Raw genomic sequence first — 26,900 nt, 5'->3', positions numbered from 1 at the left:
GATGTGAATAGGTTGTCTGGTAAGGTACTGATTATGTTCGATCCGAACGCCACCTTTCCTGGGAAGCCCAGGACCTGGTTCGTACCCTTGCCCCATAATGTTAACGGGCCACATAAACAACGTGTTTTCCCCGTGAATCCCCGGAATAATACATGCATAACCCTGAATTTGACAACGCACGAGGGAATGTATCTTACGATCTTTGTGAAGGAAAAGAGAGAATACGGAATACAGGATACAGAATACAGAAAGAGAATTGGAACTGAAAACAGAAACCGGGATCTGGTTGTTCGTAGAGACGCGATGTATCGCGTCTCTACGAACAACGAACAACGAACAACGAACAACGAACAACGAACAACGAACAACGAACAACGAACAACGGTAACAGACTAAACAAAAGATATATGGAAGAAAGAATTTTGGGTTTACATCATATCACGGCAATTGCAGGTGACACCCAGAAAAACTATGATTTTTATACGAAAGTACTCGGCTTAAGACTGGTGAAGAAAACCGTGAATTTTGATGATCCGGGTACTTACCATTTGTACTATGGAGATGATAAAGGAAGTCCGGGAACAATACTTACCTTTTTCCCATGGACAAACGTAAGGCCCGGTGTTGAAGGTACTGGAATGGCCACTGCGATCGGGTATTCGATACCGGTAGGTAGTCTTAATTTCTGGACTAAAAGATTCCAGGAAAACAATGTGATTTTTGGCAAACCCGGTAATCGTTTTGGAGAAGTATATCTTCCTTTCAAAGATCCCGACGGTCTTAGCCTCGAACTGATCATGCCTGACGGTCCGGATGCAAGAAAAGGGTGGCATACGAATGATATTCCTGATAATGCGGCTATCCAGGGTTTTCACAGTGTTACATTGACATTAAATGATGTCAAGCCAACCGGTGCGATATTGACGGATATCTTCGGATACAAATTGTACAAACAGGAAGGTCGTTTTTACCAGTACAAAACAGATGCGGTAAAGGAGGCGGCACTGGTCAACATCATAGAAATTCCTGATGGGAAAAGGGGACAGGTGGCAGGTGGTACAAATCACCACGTGGCTTTCCGGGTTCCTGATGAAAACACCCTGATGCATTTCCGTGATAAGGTGGTGAAAAAAGGATTTAATATTACACCAAAAATTGATCGCAACTATTTTTATTCTTTGTATTTCCGCGAGCCGGGAGGAGTTCTTTTTGAAATCGCTACCGATAATCCGGGCTTTGCTATCGATGAATCTCCTGAGGAATTGGGATTAAATCTGAAATTGCCTGAGCAATATGAGGATCAGCGGTCTGCAATCGAACAGGTATTACCGCCACTCGTACAATAATATAAGCATTATGCATACAAAAAATTGGAAACAGGCGGGTGTAAAACCCGGACCCGGAATAAAAGTTCTTGTGATGATTCATGGTCGCGGTGCGGGTGCGGATGATATTCTTTCAATCGCTGAACATCTCAATGTAAATGATTTCAGTCTGATTGCGCCGGAAGCGACGAACAATACGTGGTACCCTTATTCATTTCTTGCGCCACCAAAACAGAATGAGCCATTCCTTAGTTCTGCGTTGGCAAACCTAAAAGAATTGACGGACGAGCTCAATAAGAAAGGCATTAGAGATGAAGACATCTACTTCCTGGGATTTTCACAAGGCGCTTGTTTAACATTGGAATATACTACACGCAATGCTAAGCGCTATGGAGGGATTGTTGCTTTTACCGGGGGATTGATAGGCGATCAGATTTATTATGAAAACTATTCCGGTGATTTTGGCGGCACCCCGGTTTTTATCGGGACCAGCGATCCTGACCCGCATGTGCCTGTAGCAAGAGCAGCAGCAAGTGCGGAATTAGTGAAATCGATGGGTGCGGATGTCATTTTTAAAATATACCCGGGGATGGGACATACGATTTCTGGTGATGAAATCCGGATTGCAAATGAAAAGATATTTGGTGCCAGGTAAAAACTATGCAAAGCTGTATAAATTTTATGCAGCTTTGTTTTTCGAAGGCATCTGTTAAATGTTTTCTTTTTCACTATATCAGTTCATATAGGTATAAATTATCAGGCAACATGGAACACAGTTTTCCCGTAACAAGAATTTACAGCGATATCAATGGTGATACACATTTTGAGGAACTGGGTATTGAACTGAATGACGCAGGAAAAATCGGCGCATTATCAGATCCGCTCGTTGCAAAATCCATAATCTTTCGTGAAGTTGTGGAAGATTACGATTATGAATTTCATAATGCACCGCAACGACAGTTTATCATGTTACTCGATGGCGAAATTGAGATTGAGACTTCGTTGGGAGTGAAAAGAATTTTTTCACCAGGGCAGGTACTGCTTGTTGAAGACGTAACGGGTAAAGGGCATCGGAGTAGGAACCTGACAAAAGCAAAACGCAAATCAGTATTCATCACTATATAATCTGTTCGGGCAATGGAATCCCATATTGTCAAAATTCTCGAGACAAAAAATGTTACACACGATGTGAAATGTTTCAGGATAGAAAAGCCTGAAGGGTATACATTCATACCCGGGCAGGCAACAGATGTTTCTATTCACCAGGCTGGCCTTGAAACAGAACTGCGCCCGTTTACATTCACTGCTTTGAATGAAAAGCCCTATCTCGAGTTTACAATCAAACGTTATCCAGAGCATAAAGGAATCACTGATCATCTGCATAATCTGAGGGTAGGAGAGGAGATCATAATTCACGATGTTTGGGGAGCCATCAATTATAAGGGACCCGGCTATTTTATTGCGGGCGGTGCCGGTATTACACCATTTATTTCCATACTGAGAGATCTTTATCACAGCGGAAAAATAGATGGAAATGAATTGTATTTCTCAAACAAAACTTCAGAAGATATTATTTATGAATCTGAGCTGAAAGAAATGCTTGGAAACAATGCTCATTTTATTCTCACCCGCGATGAGAAGCCAGGATATACTCATAGTCGTCTCAATAAGGAATTTTTACGCAGGAATATCAAAGATTTCAAAAAGCATTTTTACATCTGCGGCCCCGATGCCATGGTAAAGGAGATCAGTGATTTGTTGCGTGAAGAAGGAGCGAGCGAGGAAGGTTTGGTGTTTGAGAAGTAGTTTTAAACGGCCAGTTCACTGTTTCAGTTCACTGTTTCAGCTTTCTCACTTTTCTTCATGATAATCATCCTCCGTATTCACCTCCCAGATATTTTTTTTGTCAGCCCGCCTGCTGATAATATTTTCCACCGCGGTCATTGCTGTGAGCATACTGTGATCACTATTATTATACCGATGCATCCCGTTTCTTCCGATGAGAAATAAATTAGGAATCGAATCAGTGAAAGTCTGAATCTCATTAAAGCGACTATAAGATCCATAGTACGAAGGATATGCTTTTTTTATCCTTGCCACCATCAAGTCTTTTACCTGGTTGCCCTGTAATATTCCGATGGATTCCATTTCGCGTATGGCCATCGCCGTTATTTCGCTGTCGGACTGGTTCCATAACGCGTCTTTTTCACTGCAGAAATACTCCACTCCCAGCCAGATATCTCCTGCATGCTGGACCATATGCGGACTCCAGTTGTTAAACACCTGAATCCTTCCTGCCTGGATACCGCGATCCTGGATATAGATCCAGTTGTCTGTTATCAACTCATTACCAGCTTCGTTATCTTTTACTTTAAGGCTTTCTGCAAGTACGCCGACAATGATAAAGTCCCTGTACTCAAGAGCTGCAGATACCTGTTTTACATTTTCAGGAACTTCGAAATTAAGCTGACTGATCAACTGTTTAACAGGCATAGTAGAGAAAAAGTAGTCTGCCTCGATTTTAAAATGATTGTTTGTTTTCAGATCGATTGCTTCCAGCGACTGCAATCCATCAGTATTACCGTTGATTTTTTTTGAAACCGTGTTTAGTAAAATAGTTCCGCCACGACTGGTTATTTCATTGGCGACTTTTTCCCATAATTGCCCGGGTCCGTACCTGGGATAAAGAAATTGTTCGATCAGGCTGGTGCTGGTATCTTTTTGCTGTATCGATTTTGGCGAAGAAAAAAATGATTTCAATGCATGCTTCATCAACTTTGAAATATCCAGGTCTTTTACTCTTTGTTTGCCCCATGAAGCAGGAATCTGCTCACAACTCACTCCCCACACTTTTTGAGTATAATCCCTGAAAAATGTTTTGTACAATTCGCTACCAAATCGATTGCGATAAAACTGCGCTAAGTTTTCTTCTTTCGATTCGGGAGCGAGCCTCGCTTTAAGGTAGGTCGCAGCAATCTTTGTCATTTTTACTGCACCCAGTTTTTTCACTGTAGGAAAATTAAGCCGGAGCGGATAATCAAAAAACTTATGTTCAAAATATATCCGCGATTTCCGGGCTCGAAGTAACATCACATCATCTTCGGAGTTTCCAATCTTATGGGCAATTGCAAAAGTTTTATTCTGGTTCTGGTAACGGATATTGATTCCATTCTGCACATCCGATTCCAGCGGAAGAAAATTCAACCACCATTGCAAAACACGATCTGATTTTGAAAAAAAGCGATGCCCGCCGATATCGATTTTGTTTCCTTTATAGTCGATGGTTTTTGACAGTCCGCCCACCTGTGATTCAGCTTCCAGAATAATAGGAACGATATCGGTGTGCAGAAGCAATTCATATGCTGCAGTCAATCCTGCCGGACCAGCTCCTACGATGATTGCTTTTTTCATTTACTAATGAGTGGTTTTGATCTGAATGTTATCATTAGTAATGAAAATAGAATCAGGTATTCACCAAGTGTATGTTCCATTTTCATCCAGGAAAGATTTACAATATTTAGCAGCAGCCCTGCAAACACAACCAAAAACCAGGTTCGGATATTCCGGTTATACAATGCTGCAACAATCGATATGGGGCTTAACCATTGGACTATGTAATATTGATGCCTGTACACCGGCGAAAGTAAATCGACAATCATATACAAACAGCAGCCTGCCAGAAACATCTGTTCAGGTGATATGGATTTCTCTTTTTTATGGCGGATCAGTATAATCAACACAAAACCAATCGCAGCGAAGATCATCATTGCTGCCAGTAAATTATTCCCAGGTCTTTTTCCGGTTAATTTTTCCGCGATAACAAAAAAATTACCATTCTCTGAATACCTGTTTATTATATTCTCTCTCGGGTCATTTCGCACTGTTATACTATCCCATCCATCCGCAGCTGCGTATCTGTGAATGCTATCCAGTTTTACAAATGGCAACTCCGGATGGCTATGGTATCGCAATTGCTTTTTCATCCCTTCGCTATAATTGTTCCATAACGATTTCTCGTATTGATTCGATAAAATAAAGAGGAACATTACAACAGAAGGCACAAGTGCTGAAATGATATATCTCAATCCAAATTGCTTGAAAAGGAAAATAAACGGGAGAAAAAAGAATATTGTGTTCGGCCGGATAAAAACAAGCATCATCACTAAAGCTCCCGCTGCTAATGCGTTTAAATTTGTCTTTCTTCTGTTTATAACAAAAAGGAACACACTGAACAATGCTGGAATGATAATGTAATACTGACCGGCTGCAATATGGTATTTCCATCCTACAGTCAGCAGGAATACCACTGCACATGTAAATATTGCGAATCGTTGTACAAATGTCCGACTGAAATAAAATGCAATACCTATGCAGATCATCAATGACAGATATTCAATGATAAGCCAAATGAATGAAGCCTTGCGATGTGATATATCAGCCAATGGATAAATAAGGTGATGAAAGAAGGGCGTGGCAGTAATATTGGAATAATTGGTGTTGGTATAATAGTCATAGTACCGTGAGGTATCGCCCTGTTTCCAAATATAGAAATAGGGGAGACCATTATCCTTCTGAATACGCGCCCCTACCTGCCTGTTTTTGAAGTCGTAAGTATACACACTTTCCAGCCATAGATCTCTTTTCAGAAAATAGATAATGGCCACAACCGCTGAGACTGCTGCAATAATTTTTATTAATCCCGATCTCATCAGACCGGAAAGATAAGAAAGGTGAAAACAGAAACAGATACCAGGAAACAGAAACAGGAAGGAGAAAACAGAATACATGATACAGGAAAACGAAACCATCCTGCATTTGATCATCAGCATTGCCGGAGACTGACAAATGACAAATGACAAATGACAACTAACAACTACAAACTAAATCTCCTGCCTCCCATCTCCTGTCTCCTTTCTTCCACAACTATCTACCAGATAAACGCCGTGACTGCTAAACCAAAAGTAAAATGATTGAACCTCACTTTTTCGGATGACACCCGTTTGTAAGTGTAGTTGCCTTCATTGTCAACATCATCGATTTCATCAATGTCAAAATCATGGTCTGAATCGAAATAGCTGGAATATGCTTTTATGGCAATATTCCTCGATACTCTTTTTTGAATTCCGGCACCAACAGACCAGGCAAAGGCATGTTCAGGCTGATAGTACATCAGTGTTAGTTCTGGATTATCATTGAATTCATCAACATATTCCGGTTTAAGATTTAACACAACGGAACCGCGTGCGCCTGCAGAAACTCCCGCATTGGCTTTCGCTGTAACAAACCATCCATTGGTCATGGGGAAGCTGAAATAGGGTCCGACGTTCAGGTATCTCACACCCATCGGTTCGGTATAAATGTCTTCACCAATTTCCTGGTACAGGGGGTCATTGAAATACAGTCGTGAACTGTTGATCGGAAAAGTGCTGAATGCAAATTCGCCTCCAATACCCACATGTTTGCTAAAAAACCATGCTCCTTCCAAACCAATATTGTAGCCATGGCGCGCCTCGAGATCCGTAGCTCGCAACAAATCCTTTGTTGTGGTAACTGCAAAGCCCAATCTTGCTTCCAGAAAGTTTGGTTTAGCATTTACTGGGTATGGCGATGGTTTAAGCGGATCATTTATTCCATGTTCCTTAAAAATTTTATCGGTGATCAGGTAACCCAGTTGTGCAGATAAAATACCAATTCCAGCGCCGGCAAGTACATCCGAAATCCAGTGCCTGTTGTTCAATCCGCGACCTACTGCGGTACTTGTTGAAAGCGTGTAACCCAGAACACTGTATAAAGGATGACGGTATTGTCCGTATTCTTTGTGCAGGATGGTCGCATTCATAAAAGAATTTGCAGAGTGACCGGAAGGAAATGAATTGTTTTCAGACCCATCGGGCCTTTCCACTTTTGCAGTGTATTTGATACCGTTTACCAGTGCAGCCATAATTGCGGCGGAGAATGCATAGGAAACAAGTGCCCTGCCAGGTTTGTGTTTTCCTTTAACACCTGCCGCATTAAGACCTACAACCAATGCAAGCGGTACGTACTGCAGGTAGTCGTCATAGTGATTTTCAAACGCAGGCACGTACCTGTTTCTGAATTCACGGATTGCTTCACGTTCACCCCAGGTAAGTGCAGAAGCTGCAAACAGTGCCGTGGGTGCGATCCATATTTCATTGATCTCTTTTTTCGTCATTTTATGATGCTTCGGAACTACGGCGGTTACGCTGTCGGCTACCTGCGCAAGCAAACTGGTGACAGGCATCAGCAGGAATAATAAAAATGAGGAAACAGGAAGAATGAAATATCTACGCATAAGACAGATTATAAATAAATATAACATTTAATCTGAGGTGAAAAAGTAATTTTAGATCTGATTATCGTGAATTTTTAAGGATGCAATTGAAATGATTTTGATAAAGCCGAACATTGTAATAATGCGAAGGGTTTGAAGTTGAAAACAAACGTATATGTTCAATTGTAATGTTGAATAAATATGATCGCCTGCGGCGATCGGAACAGCCATAACGCGGAGGGCGCCGAGCAAACAGCCCGCGGAGTGCGCGGAGAAATTTTGAAGACAAGTTTGTGGTGAAAGAAAATAATTTCCAGCAGATGACGCAGATGAGAGAAGTCTTCACTTGATCATTCGCAACCCTTACTTCAAATATCCTCCGCGTCCTCTGCGTGTATTCCTTCGCGTCCTCTGCGTTATGGCTGTTGAATAAAGCCGAAGGCTTTTAACTTTCAAAATTTCACCTTTAATATTAAACTATTCACAACTCCTTCAAACTCTCCACCGGATTCGCCGTCGCTGCCTTGATCGTCTGCGATGCAATAGTCAAAAAAGAAAGTACAATCGCAATGGCTGCTGCCGCCGCAAATATTCCCCAGCCAATGTCCGTCCGGTATGCAAAATTATCCAGCCATTTCTGCATCACCATCCACGCTAACGGCGCTGCAATAATTACAGAAAGCGAGACGAGTTGGAGAAAATCTTTCGAAATCAATCCTACAATTCCGCCGACGCGCGCACCAAGAATTTTCCGGATTCCTATTTCACGTATGCGTCGCTGCGTGGATTGATGCGAAAGACCGAACAATCCCATACAACAGATCAGGATGGAAACAACCGCAGCTGTTAATGTAACTTTCTGCCAGCGCAATTCCTGGAAATACGCTCGCGCATTGAGTTCATCGAGATATTGATACTTAAAGACAGCCGTAGGCATCACCTTTTTGAATGCTGCGGTCACCGCAGCAATAGCTTCACGCTGATGCGATTTTTCAATTTTAATCCAGATACCACCGCTGTTCCAGTCGGAGGGAAAAAGTACCATCGGTTGAATCACTTTATGTAATGATTTGTCATGAAAATCTTCCACTACACCAATGATTGTTTTCTCCTCTTTGTCATAATAATCGCTGGTCCTCACGCGCACACCAATGGGTGAGCTAAGTCTGGCTGCTCTTACAAATGCTTCATTTACCAATACAGAATGATGTTTGTCAGCAGGAAATGCATTTCTGTCAATATTGCGGCCGAGTTTAAGTTTGATATCAAGTGCAGGTAACCGGTATTCATCGATGGTGAGATGATCAGCCATAATTAACTTGTCTTCAACTTTCACCTCGTATTCACTTCCGTCAGCTCCAAAGGATAAAAATTTTATCGAAGGAATATCACTGAGTTCTGCCCGCAGTTTCGATTGAATTTCTTCAACGGGCCTGTCGCCGAAAATATTTGTTCTGATAACATAGTCAGGATTATAACCCAGTTTTTTTGTGCTGATATAATTCATCTGGTTATAATAGATCAGTGTTGAAATAATAAAGAAGACTGCCATCGCAAACTGGAAAACAATTAGTCCGCGACCAAACCAATTCTTCCCGCTTAATCTTTGTTTGTTGTACAACACTTCCCGCGGCTTGAAACCGGAAAGTATGTAGGCGGGATAGAAACCGGTGAACAGGATAATGACTATAAGGACCAGGAAAAAGATTCCGATAGTAGCCGGATCGATATTATCAGACAAATGAAGATTTTTTACAGTAAGCTGATTGAATACAGGAAGTAAAAAATGGGTGATCATTAATCCAAGACCGATTGCAATTGAACACACGATGGTTGATTCCAGAAGGAACTGAACAATGATTTGCAGTTTACTTCCACCACTGATCTTTCTCACACCAACCTCTTTTGCCCGTTTCAGAGAACCTGCTATGCTGATATTAACGAAGTTAATTCCTGCCATGAGTAAGATAAACACAGAGATCCCGAGGAAGAGAATCCAATAGATCGGGTTGCTTTCATTTACTATGCCGCCTTCCCTGAAATCGCCCGTCAGCATTGGATGCATATGCATCTCTGAAACAGGTTGCAGACCATAACTGATTTTTGGATCGAAGTGATAGAGCTTCATGCTTTCATCAACCTGTTGTTTTGCATGTGCTGCTGCAACGCGATCAAATTTTTCGGAAACTGTTTTTAGATCCGCTCCGGGTTTAAGTCTGATAAACGTACCCAGGTATTGATTCAGCCAGTTTTGGTCTGTAAATGACAACTGCATATAGCTTAGTGGCAATAGAATTTCAAAACGTATAGAAGAATTATCAGGAAGATCCTTTACAACACCACCTATTACCAATGGTTTTTTTAGCCTTTCTGCAGAAGGATCCGCATCCTGTTCAAGTAGTTTTCCAACGACATCAGTAGTATTAAAGAATTTTCGTGCTACTGTTTCGGTTATTACGACAGAATTGATTGTTTTTAGTGCTGTTGCAGTATCTCCCGCGATCAAAGGGAAATTGAACAGTCTGAAGAAGCTACTGTCAGTAAAAAGCATTTGCAGTTCGAGGGGCTTTCCGTTGCTCAGCACAGTGCCGTATATATCGCCTCCCATTAAACGGGTGTACTCTTCAATCTCCGGTATCGCCGCCTGGAATGCGGGACCTTGTGGCTGACCAGTTCCTGCCACTGTTGCACGCATTCCTTTGCTATCCGAACGCGTTGTAATTATGCGATAAAATCTGTCCTGGTGCTGATGAAAATTGTCGTAACTGTTTTCATGCCGCACATAAAGTATGGCGAGGAATAAACAGGTGGCTGCCAAAGCAAGCCCGGAAATATTGATTACAAAATACAGCCGGTTATGGTTGAAGTGTCTGAAAGCAGTTTTAAAAATGTTCAGGTTCATACTATATTTTGAACTGTCTGCAGCAACTATAGATTGATTTGCAGTGAAGCCGTTTTGGTGGTAAGGGTGCGGGAAGGTAATATGGAGTGCATTCGTATCTTCCTGAATCAAAGTTGCACCCTTGCCCTCGTGCTCACGCCCGCTTGATCATCTTACCTTTGTCCGATAACGATCACCCGCAAACGCTAACTTCCAGCCTATAACTTATCGCTTAAAACTTCCAACAACTTCCCACCTTTCATTTCTTTCCTCGAACCTTAAAAAACTCATCCCTACTGTTCCCAAAAGCTGTAAACCCGACTACCTTGCCTTTGTTATTTTTGTTGAAGACAATTTCCTGCGTACTGTTTGGATCCCAGAAGAAACGATTTTCGGCTGATGCTTTTACCTCGAAAGATTCATTTGGAGGCAGAACAAATATTTTGCCCTCTTTGTATTGGATGCGGACCGTATCTTTTTTTGCATTGATATAATCACCTGTGTAGGATTGCAGCAAGGATGGGTTCAGCGTCTTTTCTGCAAACCTGTAACGCTTCTGTGCCAGCAGCCATATGTAAAGACTATCATTATTATAAGTGGTATCCCAGCTGTTGTGATTCGCATCCGGATACAAAGTGAATTTCACATTGCTGCTGTACCTGCGTAATGCATCAACCATTTCCTGTGATGCACGAGGTAATACGTCGTTATCTTTTGCACCATGGAAACACCAGACAGGAGTGTAGCGAAGTTTCCAGACCTGCGAGCTATCGCCGCCACCGCAGATTGGAGCTATCGCTGCGAAATCATCGGGATATTTTTCAGCCAGGTTCCAGGTTCCGAATCCACCCATGCTGAGACCGGTTAAATAGATCCTGTCAGGATCTGCGCGAAGTCTTTTCTTTAACGATTCAAGCATCGGCTTCAAAACTTCTGTTTGCCAACCAGTCGCCGGAGGCGCTTGTGGTGACACAAGGATAAACGGATATTTCTTCCCGGATTCTACCAGTTTCGGCAGGCCATTCTTTTTCACTTTATTAAGATCATCTCCTGCTTCACCGGCACCATGCAGGAAAATTACCATTGGCCATTTCCTTGAAGTATCGCTATCATAACCATCAGGCAAGTACAAAAGATATTTTGTTTCAAGCAGAAATTTTTCCGCTGTCTGTTGTGCACCTGCCGTGAGGCCAACTATAAGGAAAAATAATACAACACATTTTCTTGAGAACATCTCCTGTTCATTTTAATTTTCTATGTCAATGAAAGGTAGGTCAGAATTGCTCTTCTGTATACCAGCAAGGCGTAAAGAAACTGTAAATGTTCCTTTACGCCTTGTAAAAAATTTGTCATCTTTTCCTTTCCGCCCTTCGGCGGCTACAAACAAAATGTTGCTTCCGGATAATGAAGGTGACCTCTGGTCGCAAACAAAATTGAATCTGATCCCGGAAGAGCTAATATTTCAACCCCACTCTGACTGAAGCCAGAGGCTATTAAAAAAACAGCCATGCTCAATCATCTTTCTCGTCGAAATAATAGCTACATCTGTCATTCGTAAGAGCTAATGTATAATATAATCTAACACCTGTAACGATCAACTTTTAACCTTCAACGTCCAACTTATTCCGTCCTCAGGCTCTTCACCGGATTTCTTATCGCCGCTCTTATCGCCTGGAAGCTCACTGTAAACAACGCAATGCAAATCACCATGATAGCTGCTATAGCAAACAACTGCCATTGTAATTGTACACGGTAAGGATAGTTTTCAAGCCATTTATTGGAAACTGTCCATGCAATGGGTATAGCAACGAGTAAAGAAATCATCACCAGTTTCAGGAAATCAGTAGAAAGAATCGTAATAACACTACCAACAGAAGCTCCTAAAACTTTGCGTATGCCGATTTCTTTTGTCCTTTTTTCTGCAGCCAGCACAGATAATCCGAATAAGCCGATACAGGAAATAAAGATGGTGAGTATCGCACTGAAGAGCATGATCTGTTTCCATCTTTGCTCGGCTTCATAGGCCCTTCTGTTTTCTTCATCTTTAAATGTGTAACTGAAGGGGCTCATTCGAAACATCTGTTTGAAAGTCTTTTCAATATGTTTAAGCGCCGCTGTTTCAGAACCTGGTTTTACTTTGATAAATGCAACACCAAAATCATTTGCCGGTTTCATGGTAAACAATTGAGGTCCGATTTTTTTGGACAATGATTCAAAATGATAGTCCTTTACTACACCGATCACTGTATATTTTTCATTATCCCGATACCAGAAATTTACTTCCTGTCCAATGGGATTTTTCCATCCTGCCTTTTCAACGAAACTTTCATTGACGAGTACAGAGTGAGTTGAATCAGAAGGAAATTCAGTAGAGAAATTTCTTCCTTCTTTCAGTTTTAACTTAAACTGCGGAATATAGTTTTCGTCCACAGTTTCATAGGCGAACTGTATCATCGTATCAATATTGACCTTCGCCGCTGTTCCCCAGAAACCTCCGTTCTTTCCTGTAACCCCAACGATGGAAGGATCCTTCATTAACTCCTGTTTGAACGTGCTAAGTTCTGCTCTTGTAAGATTGTATTTGCCAACCTGAACAAGTTGACTGTCATCATATCCCAGTTCGACATTGGTCAGGTATTTAAACTGCGAGTAGATGGTCAACGTGCCAATGATTAGAAAAGATGCCAGCGCGAATTGCAACACAACAAGCGATTTCTGCAGATAATTTTTTCCTCTGAGGTTAAAACGACTGTACAATGTTTCCACAGGGTTGTACCCTGATAAAACCAGTGCAGGATAAAAGCCAGCAAGTAAACCTGTACACAAAAACAATAGAATATAACCTCCTACCAGGTTGGCATCCATCAGGTAGGAAATAGCCAGAACCTTGTTCGAAAGTGTATTAAAAATCGGAAGAACCAGTTGAACGAGAACGATTGCACCGAGAAAAGCAAAAAAGCAAAGCAGAAATGATTCACCGAGGAACTGAAAGATCAGTTGTCTGCGATCACTACCAATCACTTTTCTGATACCGATTTCCCGGGCTCTGCGAACGGAGCGTGCGATAGTCAGATTTACAAAGTTGATACACGCAATAAGCAAAATGAATATAGCAATGCCGGTCAATATATAGGAGTACATCGGGTTGCTTGCATCAGAAAGCCCGTTCTGGGCCGGAAGTTCTTTGCTCAGATGCATGTCAGTAAAAGGTTGCAGATGGTATGTGCTTGACCATCCCATATTGCCGAACTGCTCAGTAAGTTTCTTTAATGCATCCTTTGAGTCTTCGGTATAAAATTTCTGGATTTTTGATTCCGTTGTCGCGACGTTCGAGCCAGGTTTCAGCACCACAAATGTGTTCAGAAACATATTGAACCAGTTTTCACCATTCTGATATTCTTCAGGACGCACGATCATTGGCATCAATACGTTAAACTTGATGGAAGAGTTCTGCGGACTCTTCTTTGCAACGCCGGTTACTTTATATGGCTTAAACACACCATCCTTTTTCACCATCAGGATTTTATCTATAGCATTCGTTGTCCCGAATTGTTTCTTTGCTTCTTCATCTGATAATACTACGGACTCAGGCGCGATCAGGCAGGTTTTCGGATTCCCGTAAATAAGGGGAAATGTAAACATGTCAAAAAAGCTGCTGTCTACATACAGTACATCGTGTGATGTAACATCCGTTCCTTTCTGAAAATCCTCTGTACCGCTTTGAATACGCACATATGAAGCAATGTCCGGCACATTAGCGTGAAATTTAGGACCCTGGAAATAACCGGTATTGCCGTCCTTGCGAGTGACTTTATCCTTGTCAGTATTCTCCGTAGTGATCCTGTAAATCTGGTTCACGTCACCGTGGAAACGGTCATAGCTAACTTCATCCTTAACATAAAGAATGATCAGCATCGAACATGCCAGGCCAATTCCGAGGCCGGCTACATTGATAAAAGTGTAAATCTTATTCCTGCCTAAGTTTCTGAAAGCAATCTTCAGGTAATTTTTAAACATAATTGTCAAATTATCAGATCTGAATTGAACATGTTGCCGGACAATATCTTCTAAAAAAATGCCGTATTGCTACTTGACTGTTAATCAAATATTTAAATCATGTAAAAAGACTTTCTGTGTCCGGTTCTGATACATGCATTGTTCACTTACAGCGAAAGTGTACCGGGTGTTTTTGATTCAATGAAATAATTAAATTTTCAATGGCTGCTGCATTCAAAACATCGTAACGATTTGTGGAATTCGGTGGAGAACTTCCAACTGATTTGACATTTATTAAATAATCCGCAAATGAATATTCACTAAATTTGCCCCTTCCATAAAAATTCCTTCCTACGAAAATCACCGGGTTATCCGAAAGTATGATTTTGCATGCGACTGGAAGGAACCGGATACCCCAACCAACTCCCTGATCCGGGCTCTTGCCCATGCCTTGTTATAGATTGCTTGCTTTTTATCGGACACTGACGAAGTTATTATTTGATCTATGCTTATCGTGTATAAAAAGGCGGTAAAACCGCTATCTATATTTCTACTTTTTGCCGGGTTTTGTATTGCTGCTGTTGAATTAAAAGCACAGGAAACACCCAAAGACAGCTTGCTGAATGAAGCAACGATTGAAAATGTTGTCGCTTACGCATTGCGCCATCAGCCGTTGATCCGGCAATCGCTGGCAGATGAAGAGATCACCCGGATGCAGGTGAAGGCTAAATTGTCCGAATGGCTTCCGCAGGTCAATTTCAATTATTTGTACCAGCACAATTTCCAGCTGCAGGCCAGTATCATAGGTGGAAACCTGGTGACCTTTGGCGTAAAAAATTCATCGTCACTCCAGTTTACGGCATCACAAACCTTATTTAACCGGGATGTAATCTTTGCATCAAAAACGAGAAAGGATTATGAACTTCAGGCGAAACAACAAACATCATATAATAAGATTGATGTTGCGATAAATGTGTCAAAAGCATTTTATGATATCCTCGCCACGCGTAAACAAATCGACGTTGCGCAGGAAAATATTACACGTCTTGAACGTAGCCTGAACGATGCGCGTGCGCAATACGAAGCAGGAGTGGTTGATAAAACAGATTACAAACGGGCACAGATCTCGCTCAATTCAACGCGCGCTCAGAAAAAAGCAAACGAAGAGCAACTGGTAGCAAAAATGGATAACCTCCGTGCGCTGATGAATTATCCGAAGAACGGATATCTCAACCTTTTGTATGACAGTGCCACCCTGATGAAAGAAATCGAGCTGGATACTTTGCAGATGATCGATTACACAGACAGGATTGAGTTTCAGCAGCTGGAGACGCAGCGTCGACTCCTTGAATCAAACTTGAAATATAATAAGTGGAGTTATCTGCCATCGCTGACAGCAAATGGATCTTATCTGATGAACTTTTTCGACAACCAGTTTGACAAACTTTATAACCGATCTGTTCCCAATTCATTTGCAGGATTAACACTAAGCTTCCCATTATTCCAGGGCGGCAAAAGAAAATTCAATGTAAAAGAAGCAGAATGGGAGTTGCGCAAAACGGAATATGGCATTACGAGCCTGAAAAACAATATGAATGCCGAGTACAGTTCAGCACTCGCACAATATAAGAACAGCCTCACCTATTTCCTCGCCCTGAAGGAGAATGTGGATCTCGCAAAAGAGGTATATGAAGTTGTGGATCTGCAATACAGATCGGGTATCAAGGCTTATATCGAAGTAACGGTTGCTGAATCGGATCTGCGTACGGCACAGATCAGTCTGTTTGATGCGCTGTATGTTGTGCTGAGCAGCAAACTGGATGTATTACGAAGCTTGGGTCAATTGAAATATTAAAAGTAGAAACATCAGGAAAGATGAAATGCATATTGAGTAACAGAAGTTTTTTTCGGGCATTCGTTGCCGTAATTGTAGTTGCCGTGGCTGCGGTGTCCTGCGGCGATAAAAAATCTGCAGCTCCGCAACAGTTTGGCGCCGGTGGACCTGTGAATGTGACAACCGACACAGTAGAGCAACTCGCTGTAGTATATTATGATGAATATCCTGCAACAGTAGTGGCATTGAACCAGGTAGAGCTGAGAGCGCAGGTAACGGGATATATCACCGGGATCTATTTTAAAGATGGCGATAAGGTGCGCAAAGGCCAACGCTTATATTCTATTGACCAGGAGGTATACTCCGCAAATGCACAACAGGCAGAAGCGAATGTACAGGTACAGGAAACCAACCTGGTCAAGGCACAGAAAGATGCCGATCGTTATCATGAACTGGAAAAAAAAGATGCGATAGCCCGCCAGCAGGTGGATTACGCAGATGCTGCGCTCGAAGCTGCAAAAAAGCAGGTAGATGCCGCGAGAGCGCAATTGCGCGCCGTGCGTTCAAATGTTGGATTTGCAAACATCATCGCACCATTTAACGGTACTATTGGAATATCGCAGGTGAGGATGGGCACATCCGTTGTTGCTGGTCAAACAGTATTGAATACGGTTTCTACGGATAATCCTGTGGCCGTTGATTTTGTAATCGGACAGGATGATGTTTACCGCTATTCACAGCTGCTGCAGTCCGGTTCCAAACTTCCTGATTCAACATTTACACTTGCATTTTCAGGAGTGAAATATCCAAAGAACGGAAAATTGTTGTTGCTGGATCGCGCTGTAGATCCGCAGACCGGCACCATCAAAGCGAGATTGTCTTTTCCTAACGATGAACATTTATTGAAATCCGGGATGACTGCCACTGTGCGTGTATTGAATAATGCCGGTATTCCTACTGTTGTAATCCCATACAAAGCAGTATCAGAAATGCTTGGTGAATATTTTGTTTATGTCGTCGGCGACAGCAGCAAGGTATCACAGCGTAAGGTTCAGCTGGGTCGCCAGCTGGGTGCGAATGTCATCGTGAAAAATGGTTTGGAGAAAGACGAAGAGATTGTTGTGCAGGGGATTCAGAACCTGCGCGAAGGCGCTATGATCACCAAAGGAACTCCTGGCGGAGCGCCTGGTGCACAACAACCGCAGCAGAAAAAATAAGTTCAGACAGGTGTTACTTGAAATTCGGGATTAGCTATGATTTCAGAAGTATTTATCAGAAGACCGGTCACCGCGATAGTTATATCGGTTGTACTTGTGCTTGTCGGTATAATTTCATTGTTGAATTTGCCGGTAGCTCAGTATCCTGATATTACACCGCCTACGGTGAACGTATCCGGAAACTTTATTGGTGCCGATGCTCAGACAGTCGAGCAGACTACTACGACAGCGATGGAGACCCAGATCAATGGTACTCCGGGCATGACTTACTTAACTTCCAACAGTACCAGCAGCGGACAGAGTAACGTTACTGTGAACTTTGATGTAGGTACTGACATCAATATTGCCATGCTTGACGTGCAGAACCGCGTAAGTGTGGCTGAGCCGACATTACCGGATGCTGTAAAACGATTAGGGTTAACCGTTAGGAAGCGTAATCCGAGTATCATGATGGCGCTTTCGTTTTATTCACCGAACGGAACGCACGATATCAATTTTATAGGCAACTATGTGAACCTGTATGTGAAGGATGCATTATTGAGGGTGAAAGGCGTAGGCGACATTTTCGCTGTTGCGGATAACTTCAGTATGCGTATCTGGTTAAACCCGGAGAAGCTGGCTGCCCTGAATATGACGGCGGCGGAAGTAACAGCTTCTTTGCAGGAACAAAACTTACAGATTGCTGCTGGTAATATCGGGGGTTCTCCACAGGCGGGTGTTCAGGCATTTGAATACAGTATCATTACAAACAGTCGACTGAATACTGTCAGTCAGTTTGAAAATATTATCGTCAGAACGAGACCCAATGACGGTAGTATAGTTTACCTGCGGGATGTTGCTCGTGTTGAACTCGGGAAGTTCGATTATTCGTCAAATGCGTTCGTTAACGGAAAGCCGGCAACTTTTGTGTTGGTGTACCAGGCTCCGGGTGCAAACACGCTCGCCACATACGAAGGCATCAACCAGGCGCTCGCGCAAATGAAAAAAAATTTTCCAAAGGATGTTGACTATCTCGTTCCATTGGAGACTGCAACTGTCGTTGATGTATCAATTACCGAAGTTTTACATACCTTATTGGAAGCGTTAGCGCTGGTAGTGTTGGTGGTATTCCTATTCCTGCAGAGCTGGAGAGCCACACTGATTCCGGTACTCGCAATCCCGGTTTCATTGATCGCAACGTTTGTATTATTCAGTACATTGGGTTTCACGATCAATACGCTCACTCTTTTCGCATTCGTACTTGCGATTGGTATTGTGGTGGATGATGCGATCGTTGTGGTGGAAGCAGTACAACATAATATTGATCACGATAAGTTATCGCCGATAGAAGCCACGCGTAAGGCAATGAAAGAAATTTCCGCACCGGTCATCGCGATTGCATTGATTCTTGCAGCGGTATTCGTTCCGGTGGGTTTCATACCCGGACTTGTAGGTCGTTTGTACCAGCAGTTTGCTATTACGATTGCAGTATCTGTTGTTATCTCCGCATTCGTTGCGCTGTCGCTTACTCCGGCACTCTGTTCGATCATGCTTCGTCCGGCAAAAGATCCCAATGCGAGAAAGAACCTGCTGGAGAAATTTTTTTCCGGCTTTAATAACAAGTTCAATGCACTAACAGGAAGCTATACCCGGGGAGTGGGTGGCTGGATACGAAAGACACCTTATGTGCTGGTGATGATGGCCTGCCTTTTTGTTGGACTGTTCTTTCTATTTAAAAATAAGCCAACCGGGTTTATACCTGTGGAAGATGAAGGTCGCTTTTTTGTTACCTACGAACTACCGGAAGCAGCATCCACGTCACGAAGTGTTGCAATGATGAAAGAAGTGATGGGTCGCATTATGAAAATGCCCGAAGTGAAAGTGGCGGGGGGTATCGCCGGATTGAATATTGTGAGCTTCTCAAATAAAGCAAACGTTGGTACCATCTTCGTCAATCTGAAACCATGGGATCAGCGAAAAGGAAAAGATCATACGGTTCAGGCGTTGATCGGAAGAATAAGACAAATAACCGGAGATATAAAGGAAGCGAGAATTCTCGCGATCGCTCCACCTGCAATCCCGGGCCTGGGCGCAACTTCAGGTTTTACATTTGAATTGCAGCAAACCGGCAGCCAGGATGATATCCAGAAATTTGAAGCCGTAACACGGCAGTTCCTTGGCAAACTGATGCAACGCCCGGAAATCGGAACGGCATTCACTTTCTTCAATTCTCATACACCGGGTTACCAGGTAGATGTTGATCGCGAAAAAGCAAAAAAACTGGGAGTACAGGTTTCAGATGTATATTCAACGTTATCGACTTTACTCGGCAGCAGTTACGTAAACGACTTTAATATTTATGGAAGAAATTTCCGCGTAGTTGCCCAGGCCGATACATCCTTCCGCGGTAAGCTGGCAGATCTGAATAAATATTATGTTCGAAATTCCCAGGGCACAATGATTCCGCTGAATACTTTGATTCAATCAAAAGTGATAGAAGCTCCTTCGGTGATTACCCATTATAATATCTACAGGAATATTGAAATCAACGGTACACCAAAAGAAGGTTACAGTAGCGGACAGGCTATCCAGGCATTGCGCGAAGTTGCTGATGCGGAATTGCCTGACGGATACAGTTATGCTTTTTCCGGTATGAGCCGCGAGGAAATTCTTGCGGGTGATCAGCAGACCAAAATCTTTGCGATCTCGTTGGTATTCGTATTTCTTTTCCTTGCCGCATTGTACGAAAGCTGGTCGGTGCCATTTTCAGTTTTGTTCGCAGTACCGATCGGGGCATTTGGTTCGATTCTTACGTTGACATTTATTCCTGAACTGAACAACAATGTATATGCGCAGATCGGTTTGATCACTTTGATTGGGCTTGCAGCAAAAAATGCGATCCTGATTGTAGAGTTTGCAAAAGAGCGTGTGGACAGGGGTATTGATATCGTTGCAGCAACCATCCAGGCGGTTCGACTGCGTTTGCGCCCGATCGTGATGACATCACTCGCATTCATTCTTGGTGTACTTCCGCTGGCATTTGCAACAGGGGCAGCATCGGTAAGTCGCCGTACCATTGGTTGGACAGTCTTTGGTGGAATGCTTGCTGCAACCACGCTGGCGATCTTTGTGGTACCGGTATTGTTTGTACTGATCACCAAGATCAGTTATGGTTCTAAACTGAAGCAAATACGGGAAGCTGCCGGAGGTGATACGAAGATGGCGGGCGAGTAAAAAAATTGGCTGATTTTCAATAGTTTAATTAATATATGTCAGGCTTTAACCTGACATTTTTTTATCCAAATCAGGTTATAACCTGACAAATTTTAGCTAAAAGTAAGGTTATAGCCTGACAAATTATTACTTTTGTAAGGTTATAGCCTTACTTTCCTGACTAAAAATGGCTATAACCAGGCATGATGAAAAAGAAACATCTTCAGGTGCAGCAACTGGATAATAAGTTCAGGTTGTTGGGCGGGCTCACTAAAATCACCGTTCCTCCTTCCGGCTGGTTAAAAGCCATTAGGGAGGCTTTAGGAATTTCACTGGATCAGCTCGGCCGTAAATTGTCAATAACAAAACAGAGCGTAACCGAGATTGAAGAACGGGAAAGGAACGGCACAATAACTTTGAAATCTCTCCGCGAAGCTGCAGATGCACTGGATATGCAACTTTTTTATGCACTTATTCCAAAAGATGGATCATTGAATGATTTAATAGAGCGAAAAGCGAAGGAATTGGCGAAGCAAATTGTTATGCGCACTTCCAATACGATGAAGCTTGAGGATCAGGAGAACTCACAGCAAAGAATTGAGAAAGCCATAGAGGAAAGAACGACCGCAATAAAAAATGAAATGCCCAGAACTTTATGGGATTAGAGATTGAATTCAGCGAAGGACAGACTCCGTTGGATGACGACGAAAAGGAAGGGTTATTGATATCAACTATTTCGACACGAGGTGAACTTGACGAATTTGAACAACTGAATATCGAAGAGGCCATTTTGTGGACGATCGGGAGGTCGTTAAAAGCGGAAAGTATATTAACTGAAAAATTTATCCGCAACCTCCACAAACGCATGTATGGAAAAGTCTGGAAATGGTCCGGCGAATTCAGGAGAACCGACAAAAATATAGGGGTAAATAAATGGAATATTCCAACAGACCTGCGCAATCTGTTAGATGACGTGAAATTCTGGACTGCCAACAAAACATACCAACCCGATGAAACTGCGCTACGGTTCAAACATCGGCTGGTAAGTATTCATTGTTTTCCAAACGGTAACGGAAGACACAGCAGATTAATGGCGGATATCATTATTGAAAAGATATTTAAACAGCCAGTATTTAGCTGGGGAGCTGCAAACCTGGTAAAAAAGGGAGACATAAGGAATATTTATTTGTCTGCTTTAAGAAACGCAGATAAAGGAATATTTGAATCGTTGATTCAATTTGCGAGATCATAGCCTTTCACATTTATCCTGGCGAATGTTTAAGTGAAAAATCATTGTAGAAGTTTATCGGTATTCCCGACTGGATTTTATGGAGTTGTTGACAATAATATTATTTTTAGTGCTGGCATTAGATGCGCCTGGCAATTCTAACAACCCTTATGCAGAATACTGATCCATTTTCTCATCCGCAATTCCGTGAATACCTGGGGAACAGTCCGGCATTTCAGCAGATGCTGCTTGAAAATGGTCAACCCGATCCGCATTGGTCAACTTTTTTTACTTCCTATTTCAGGCTGGGTGAAGATGAGATTGTCAGCAGGAATAATGATATCCTGCGGCTTCTTCGTGAGAACGGAGTAACATACAACATACACGGCGATCCTTCTGGTCTGAACAGACCATGGAAAATTGATATCATTCCGTTTCTTATCAACAGAAATGAATGGAATAAAATTGAAGCTGGTTTGCGCCAACGGACGGAGCTGATGAATTTTATTCTGACAGATATCTATGGCGAGCAGAGCCTCATAAAAAATGGCATTGTTCCGATGGAGCTGGTATACAATCATCCGGGATTTCTGCGGGAATGTGCCGGGATAAAACTCAACAGCAAAAAAAGTCTGGTACTATATTCGGCGGATCTTGCCCGCAGTACAGATGGAAGTCTTTGGGTGGTTAATGACAGAACGCAGGCTCCTTCAGGCTCCGGATATGCATTAGAGAACCGAACTACAATGACGCGAGTGATACCGGAACTTTTTGACGGACTGAAGGTGCGTCATCTTTCCCCATATTTCAATGCTCTGCGTGAGGGATTAGCATCTACCGCGCCTTCGCAGGCGAGAAACCCACGTATTGTTATTCTTACTCCCGGTGCAAGCAACGAAACTTATTTTGAACACAGTTTTCTTTCCTCGTATCTCGGATTTACGCTCGTGCATGGAAATGACCTGATTGTAAAAGAAAATTATGTCTGGCTGAAGACATTAGGTGGACTGGAAAAAGTAGACGTGATATTGCGTCGCGTGGATGATGTTTTTTGTGATCCGGTAGAGCTTCGTGAAGACTCACAGTTAGGGATACCCGGTTTATTGCAGGTGGTCAGGAAAGGAAATGTGGGAATTGCAAATCCATTAGGCAGCGGCATCCTTGAAAACCCGGGTCTGATGCCCTTTCTTCAGCAGATAGCACGATTTCATTTTTCTGAAGATCTCATCCTGCCTACCATCGCATCCTGGTGGTGCGGTCAGCCAGATGAAATGAACTATGTGCTGAATCATCTGTCGACGCTGGTTGTAAAACGGATCAACCGAAGTTCTGCAGGCAGTTCCGCAATAGATGGCGCTGCGTTGAGTGCTGATCAACTGAAAGGGTTACAACAACAAATCAGGGCAAATCCAACATTATATGTAGGGCAGGAGAAAGTTGAAATTTCTTACACTCCTTCACTCATCAATGGAAAGATTGAACCCCGCAAAGTTCTTTTCAGAAATTTTCTCGTCAGTAACGGGGACAGCTATACAGCGATGGCTGGCGGCCTTTGCCGGACTTCTTCTGAAGCCGGAAATTTCCTGATCTCCAATCAACTGGGTGGGTTTAGTAAAGATGCCTGGGTGATTTCTCCTGAACCGGGAAGGGTGATTCATTCATTGAAGGAAGTGTCGGATACAACTACGACCACATTCAACAGTATGCTGCCAAGTCATGCAGCTGAAAACTTATTCTGGGTCGGCAGGTATACAGAAAGAGTGTTGGGTAATTGTCGTTTTCTGCGGACGGTGATGCAGTTTCTTGCAGAAGGAAACAAACTCAAGACATACAACAATGAACAAACGGAACGCAATCTCCTGGAAGCGTTTACGCGTTACAGTTATACGTTCCCTGGATTTACCGGTAAAGAAAAAGAAGAAAAATTTGCAGAGCCATGGAAAGAAATCCGTGATATTCTTTTCAATGAAAAAAGAATTGGTGGGATCAGTAATACCTTTAAATCTTTCCACCGCGCTATTTATGAAGTAAGGGATCATTGGTCCACGGATACCTGGCGTGTGATCAGGGCTGTGGAAGAGGAACTGCATCCCGAGCCGGGAACGCAGCAAACTCATTTACAAATGCTGCACACGCTTGACGACCTGATTACTTCGATGGTAGCATTCATCGGCCTAAACCGCGAAAGCATTTCGCGAGAGCAGGGATGGATTATGCTCGACCTGGGGAGAAAGATTGAACAAAGTCTTTTGCTCATTAACATGCTGAAGGCTACGATGACAGGATATTCCAGCGAACAGCTGGAGTATAACCTTATGCAGGCTGTGTTGATGAGTAATGAAAACCTTATTAACTACAGGTATAAATACAGGTTGCCGGTGCAGAACACGCTGGTGCTGGATCTGATGTTATTTGATCCTAACAATCCACGATCACTGACATACCAGATTGAAAGGCTAAGGGCGCATTTACAGAATCTCCCCAAAAATATTCCGGGCCATGCGCTCACCGACTATGAAAGACTGATTCTCGAAGCAGACACGTTGATGAAGCTGGTGCAGAAGAAAGAACTTACTGAACCGGATAATCAAACCCGCACTTACAAAAAACTCAATGAGTTTCTTGAGAAGCTATACGACCTGCTCTCCGCAATTCCAGGCATGGTTTCCAAAACATATTTCAAACACGAAGTAACCACGCAACCGATGGTAATGCTTCGTTAAATAGGGAATGAATTACTCAATACGCCATACAACGTCTTATACATACCACGAACCCGTTGGTATCTGTCACAATATTGCCCGTTTGATCCCCCGCAATACCGCGCATCAGAACTGCACCAAAAGGGAGATCAGCATAAGTCCTGAACCTTCGATGATGAATGAGTTCATCGATTTTTTCGGAAATCATGTGATATATTTTTCTGTCGATAAGGAGCATAGCAAGCTCGTAGTGACTGTAAATACTGAGGTAGAGAAAACCAGGACGTTGGATCCGACACCAGAATCTGTTTCGCATGTAAGTGTTGAGGAAACAATTGAAGAGATGCAGCAGCCAGGTCTGGAAACGGCAACCATCAGGCAGTTTGCATTTGCGACACCTATGACCCAATGGAATGATGAAATTGCTGCCTATGCCGCTGAATCGTTTCCCGACGGTCGCACAGTCCTTGAAGGAAGTTTTGATTTGATGAATCGCATACATCTGGATTTCACTTTCTCCTCGGGAATTACAACCATTGCTACTCCCGTTTCGGAAGTAATGAAACAGCGTAAGGGCGTCTGCCAGGATTTTGCCCACCTGGGTATTTCATGTTTACGTTCAGTGGGTCTTGCTGTACGATATATAAGCGGCTATATTGAAACCATCTCGCCAAAAGGTCGTGAAAAGCTCGTAGGTGCAGATGCATCGCATGCATGGTTCAGTGTTTATATTCCAGGAATGGGATGGGTTGATTTCGACCCAACCAATAACCAGATTCCTGGAGACCAGCACATCACCATCGGCTGGGGCCGCGACTATGCCGATATCGCTCCATTTCGCGGAATTATTTTGAGTAGCGGAACGCATGATCTGGCAGTGGCGGTGGACGTTGAACGTACAACGTAAAACGTAAACCGTAGCTGCGTCCACATTTTAAGGAAATTTCCACCCGCAAGAGCCAACGTTCAACCTTAAACGTACAACCTTAAACCCCATGGTATGGTTCTTGCTCAGCGCAGCATAATCAATTATGAAACTCTATACCTGCAGCAACTGCAATAACCTTCTGTATTTCGAAAATTCGGTTTGCCTGAATTGTAATCATGCCATTGGTTTTGACGCAGAAAGTTTATCGATGATCGCCCTGGTGCCATCAGGAGATAATTTGTTTTCAGAAACAGGCAATGCAAGCCGCAGGTTCAGGTATTGTTCAAATTTTGCCTTTGGCACGTGCAACTGGATAATTCCGGAAAATGCAGACGCAGAATTCTGTAAAGCCTGCGAACTCAATCATACAATTCCCGATTTGAGTATTGAACAGAACCAGGTCCGCTGGAAGAAGATTGAAATCGCAAAACATCGCCTGGTTTTTTCATTGTTGCGATTACAACTTCCCATGGATGTAAAGGTTGAAAAAGAGGATCGCGGCATCTGGTTTGATTTTCTTGCCGATGAGCCGGAAGGAGAACGTGTTACAACAGGTCATGACTCCGGGATAATCACATTAAACATTGAAGAAGCGGATGACGATGTACGAATGCGCAACCTGATGAATCTCGGAGAACGCTACAGAACATTGCTGGGGCATTTCCGCCATGAGATTGGGCACTATTACTGGGAGTTGCTCATCAACAACCAGTCTCCGCTGGAAAAATTCCGCGAATTGTTTGGCGATGAGAGAGCAGATTACGGGAAGGCGCTGGAAAAATATTATCAGCAGGGCTTATCATTTAATTGGATGAATGAATATATCAGTCCCTACGCAACAGCGCACCCCTGGGAAGACTGGGCAGAAACGTGGTCACATTACCTGCACATGATGGACACGTTGGAAACCGCCTATTATTTCAGCATCCGCGTACGTCCGCGGCCTGCTTCCGGGGAGGAATTATCGAAAGCATCTGTAAAGGAAGATCCTTATGAGATCAGCGATTTCAACCAGATCATGCAATTGTGGTTGCCACTTAGTTTTGCAGTGAATAGTCTCAATCGCAGTATGGGTCACCAGGATTTTTATCCCTTTGTTATTTCACCAAAGGTGGTGGAGAAGCTCGCGTTTATTCATGAGGTAGTGAGGAGTAAGGAGATGGCAATCAGGAGAAGAAGTATAAGTCCGGGGTCTGTAGCAGCAATTGAAAGCCTGAATCCAAATTCAAAAATCAGCCAATAAGATTCAATTGAACTTCGGAGTTATAAACAGTTTCATTTGCAGAGACAACGCATGCATTGTCT

At 42.9% G+C, this 26,900-nt stretch carries 18 protein-coding genes; 12 read left to right on the top strand and 6 right to left on the bottom strand.

Annotated elements, in window-relative coordinates:
* Window positions 1-407 precede the first annotated feature (407 nt).
* The 4 genes from P2W82_RS23255 (at window position 408) to P2W82_RS23240 (ending at window position 3,131) form a co-directional block, all read left to right on the top strand.
* Window positions 408-1,346: a ring-cleaving dioxygenase gene (locus P2W82_RS23255; RefSeq protein WP_336518357.1), complete on the top strand. Its 939-nt coding sequence runs from the start codon at window positions 408-410 to the stop codon at window positions 1,344-1,346.
* A 10-nt stretch (window positions 1,347-1,356) separates the two neighbouring features.
* Window positions 1,357-1,980 carry an alpha/beta hydrolase gene (locus P2W82_RS23250; protein WP_336518356.1) on the top strand — a complete coding sequence of 208 codons (624 nt, stop codon included), beginning with the start codon at window positions 1,357-1,359 and terminating at the stop codon, window positions 1,978-1,980.
* Window positions 1,981-2,090: 110 nt separating this feature from the next.
* Complete coding sequence (locus P2W82_RS23245) at window positions 2,091-2,450, top strand: cupin domain-containing protein (protein ID WP_336518355.1); 360 nt, start codon at window positions 2,091-2,093, stop codon at window positions 2,448-2,450.
* 12 nt (window positions 2,451-2,462) lie between these two features.
* Window positions 2,463-3,131, top strand: coding sequence for an FAD-binding oxidoreductase (locus P2W82_RS23240; RefSeq protein ID WP_336518354.1), 669 nt, complete (start codon window positions 2,463-2,465; stop codon window positions 3,129-3,131).
* A gap of 45 nt (window positions 3,132-3,176) precedes the next feature.
* Here P2W82_RS23240 and P2W82_RS23235 read toward each other — a convergent pair whose 3' ends face one another.
* The 6 genes from P2W82_RS23235 to P2W82_RS23210 form a co-directional block, all read right to left on the bottom strand.
* Window positions 3,177-4,736 carry an NAD(P)/FAD-dependent oxidoreductase gene (locus P2W82_RS23235; RefSeq protein WP_336518353.1) on the bottom strand — a complete coding sequence of 520 codons (1,560 nt, stop codon included), beginning with the start codon at window positions 4,734-4,736 and terminating at the stop codon, window positions 3,177-3,179.
* Complete coding sequence (locus P2W82_RS23230; RefSeq protein ID WP_336518352.1) at window positions 4,733-6,034, bottom strand: hypothetical protein; 1,302 nt, start codon at window positions 6,032-6,034, stop codon at window positions 4,733-4,735. The genes P2W82_RS23235 and P2W82_RS23230 overlap by 4 nt, the downstream gene beginning before the upstream one ends.
* 218 nt (window positions 6,035-6,252) lie before the next feature.
* Window positions 6,253-7,638, bottom strand: coding sequence for a phosphatase PAP2 family protein (locus P2W82_RS23225; RefSeq protein ID WP_336518351.1), 1,386 nt, complete (start codon window positions 7,636-7,638; stop codon window positions 6,253-6,255).
* Window positions 7,639-8,098: 460 nt separating this feature from the next.
* A complete protein-coding gene (locus P2W82_RS23220; RefSeq protein WP_336518350.1) occupies window positions 8,099-10,519 on the bottom strand; it encodes an FtsX-like permease family protein in 2,421 nt (806 codons plus the stop codon).
* A 238-nt stretch (window positions 10,520-10,757) separates the two neighbouring features.
* On the bottom strand, window positions 10,758-11,732 hold the full coding sequence (locus tag P2W82_RS23215) for a carboxylesterase family protein (protein WP_336518349.1): 975 nt from the start codon (window positions 11,730-11,732) through the stop codon (window positions 10,758-10,760).
* A gap of 386 nt (window positions 11,733-12,118) precedes the next feature.
* Window positions 12,119-14,515, bottom strand: coding sequence for an ABC transporter permease (locus tag P2W82_RS23210; protein ID WP_336518348.1), 2,397 nt, complete (start codon window positions 14,513-14,515; stop codon window positions 12,119-12,121).
* Window positions 14,516-14,999: 484 nt separating this feature from the next.
* Here P2W82_RS23210 and P2W82_RS23205 point away from each other — a divergent pair, with 484 nt between their 5' ends.
* From P2W82_RS23205 to P2W82_RS23170, 8 genes are all read left to right on the top strand, one after another.
* Window positions 15,000-16,349, top strand: a complete 1,350-nt coding sequence (locus P2W82_RS23205) for a TolC family protein (RefSeq protein ID WP_336518347.1) — start codon at window positions 15,000-15,002, stop codon at window positions 16,347-16,349.
* 20 nt (window positions 16,350-16,369) lie between these two features.
* Window positions 16,370-17,545 (top strand): efflux RND transporter periplasmic adaptor subunit, encoded by a 1,176-nt coding sequence (locus P2W82_RS23200; RefSeq protein ID WP_336518346.1) that lies wholly within the window; start codon window positions 16,370-16,372, stop codon window positions 17,543-17,545.
* A gap of 36 nt (window positions 17,546-17,581) precedes the next feature.
* Window positions 17,582-20,758, top strand: coding sequence for an efflux RND transporter permease subunit (locus tag P2W82_RS23195; RefSeq protein WP_336518345.1), 3,177 nt, complete (start codon window positions 17,582-17,584; stop codon window positions 20,756-20,758).
* Between the two features lie 185 nt (window positions 20,759-20,943).
* Window positions 20,944-21,402 carry a mobile mystery protein A gene (locus tag P2W82_RS23190; protein WP_336518344.1) on the top strand — a complete coding sequence of 153 codons (459 nt, stop codon included), beginning with the start codon at window positions 20,944-20,946 and terminating at the stop codon, window positions 21,400-21,402.
* Complete coding sequence (locus tag P2W82_RS23185; RefSeq protein ID WP_336518343.1) at window positions 21,393-21,989, top strand: mobile mystery protein B; 597 nt, start codon at window positions 21,393-21,395, stop codon at window positions 21,987-21,989. Before P2W82_RS23190 ends, P2W82_RS23185 begins: the two co-directional genes overlap by 10 nt.
* Before the next feature lie 146 nt (window positions 21,990-22,135).
* Window positions 22,136-24,688, top strand: a complete 2,553-nt coding sequence (locus P2W82_RS23180) for a circularly permuted type 2 ATP-grasp protein (RefSeq protein ID WP_336518342.1) — start codon at window positions 22,136-22,138, stop codon at window positions 24,686-24,688.
* 7 nt (window positions 24,689-24,695) lie between these two features.
* Window positions 24,696-25,574, top strand: a complete 879-nt coding sequence (locus P2W82_RS23175) for a transglutaminase family protein (protein WP_336518341.1) — start codon at window positions 24,696-24,698, stop codon at window positions 25,572-25,574.
* 124 nt (window positions 25,575-25,698) lie between these two features.
* On the top strand, window positions 25,699-26,838 hold the full coding sequence (locus tag P2W82_RS23170; protein ID WP_336518340.1) for a zinc-binding metallopeptidase family protein: 1,140 nt from the start codon (window positions 25,699-25,701) through the stop codon (window positions 26,836-26,838).
* The last annotated feature ends 62 nt before the right edge of the window (window positions 26,839-26,900 follow it).

It is taken from the genome of Pollutibacter soli, assembly GCA_029269725.1.
Classification (GTDB): domain Bacteria; phylum Bacteroidota; class Bacteroidia; order Chitinophagales; family Chitinophagaceae; genus Pollutibacter; species Pollutibacter soli.
Note: the sequence above shows the minus strand (reverse complement) of the source record. Positions and strands in the feature narration are given on the sequence as shown.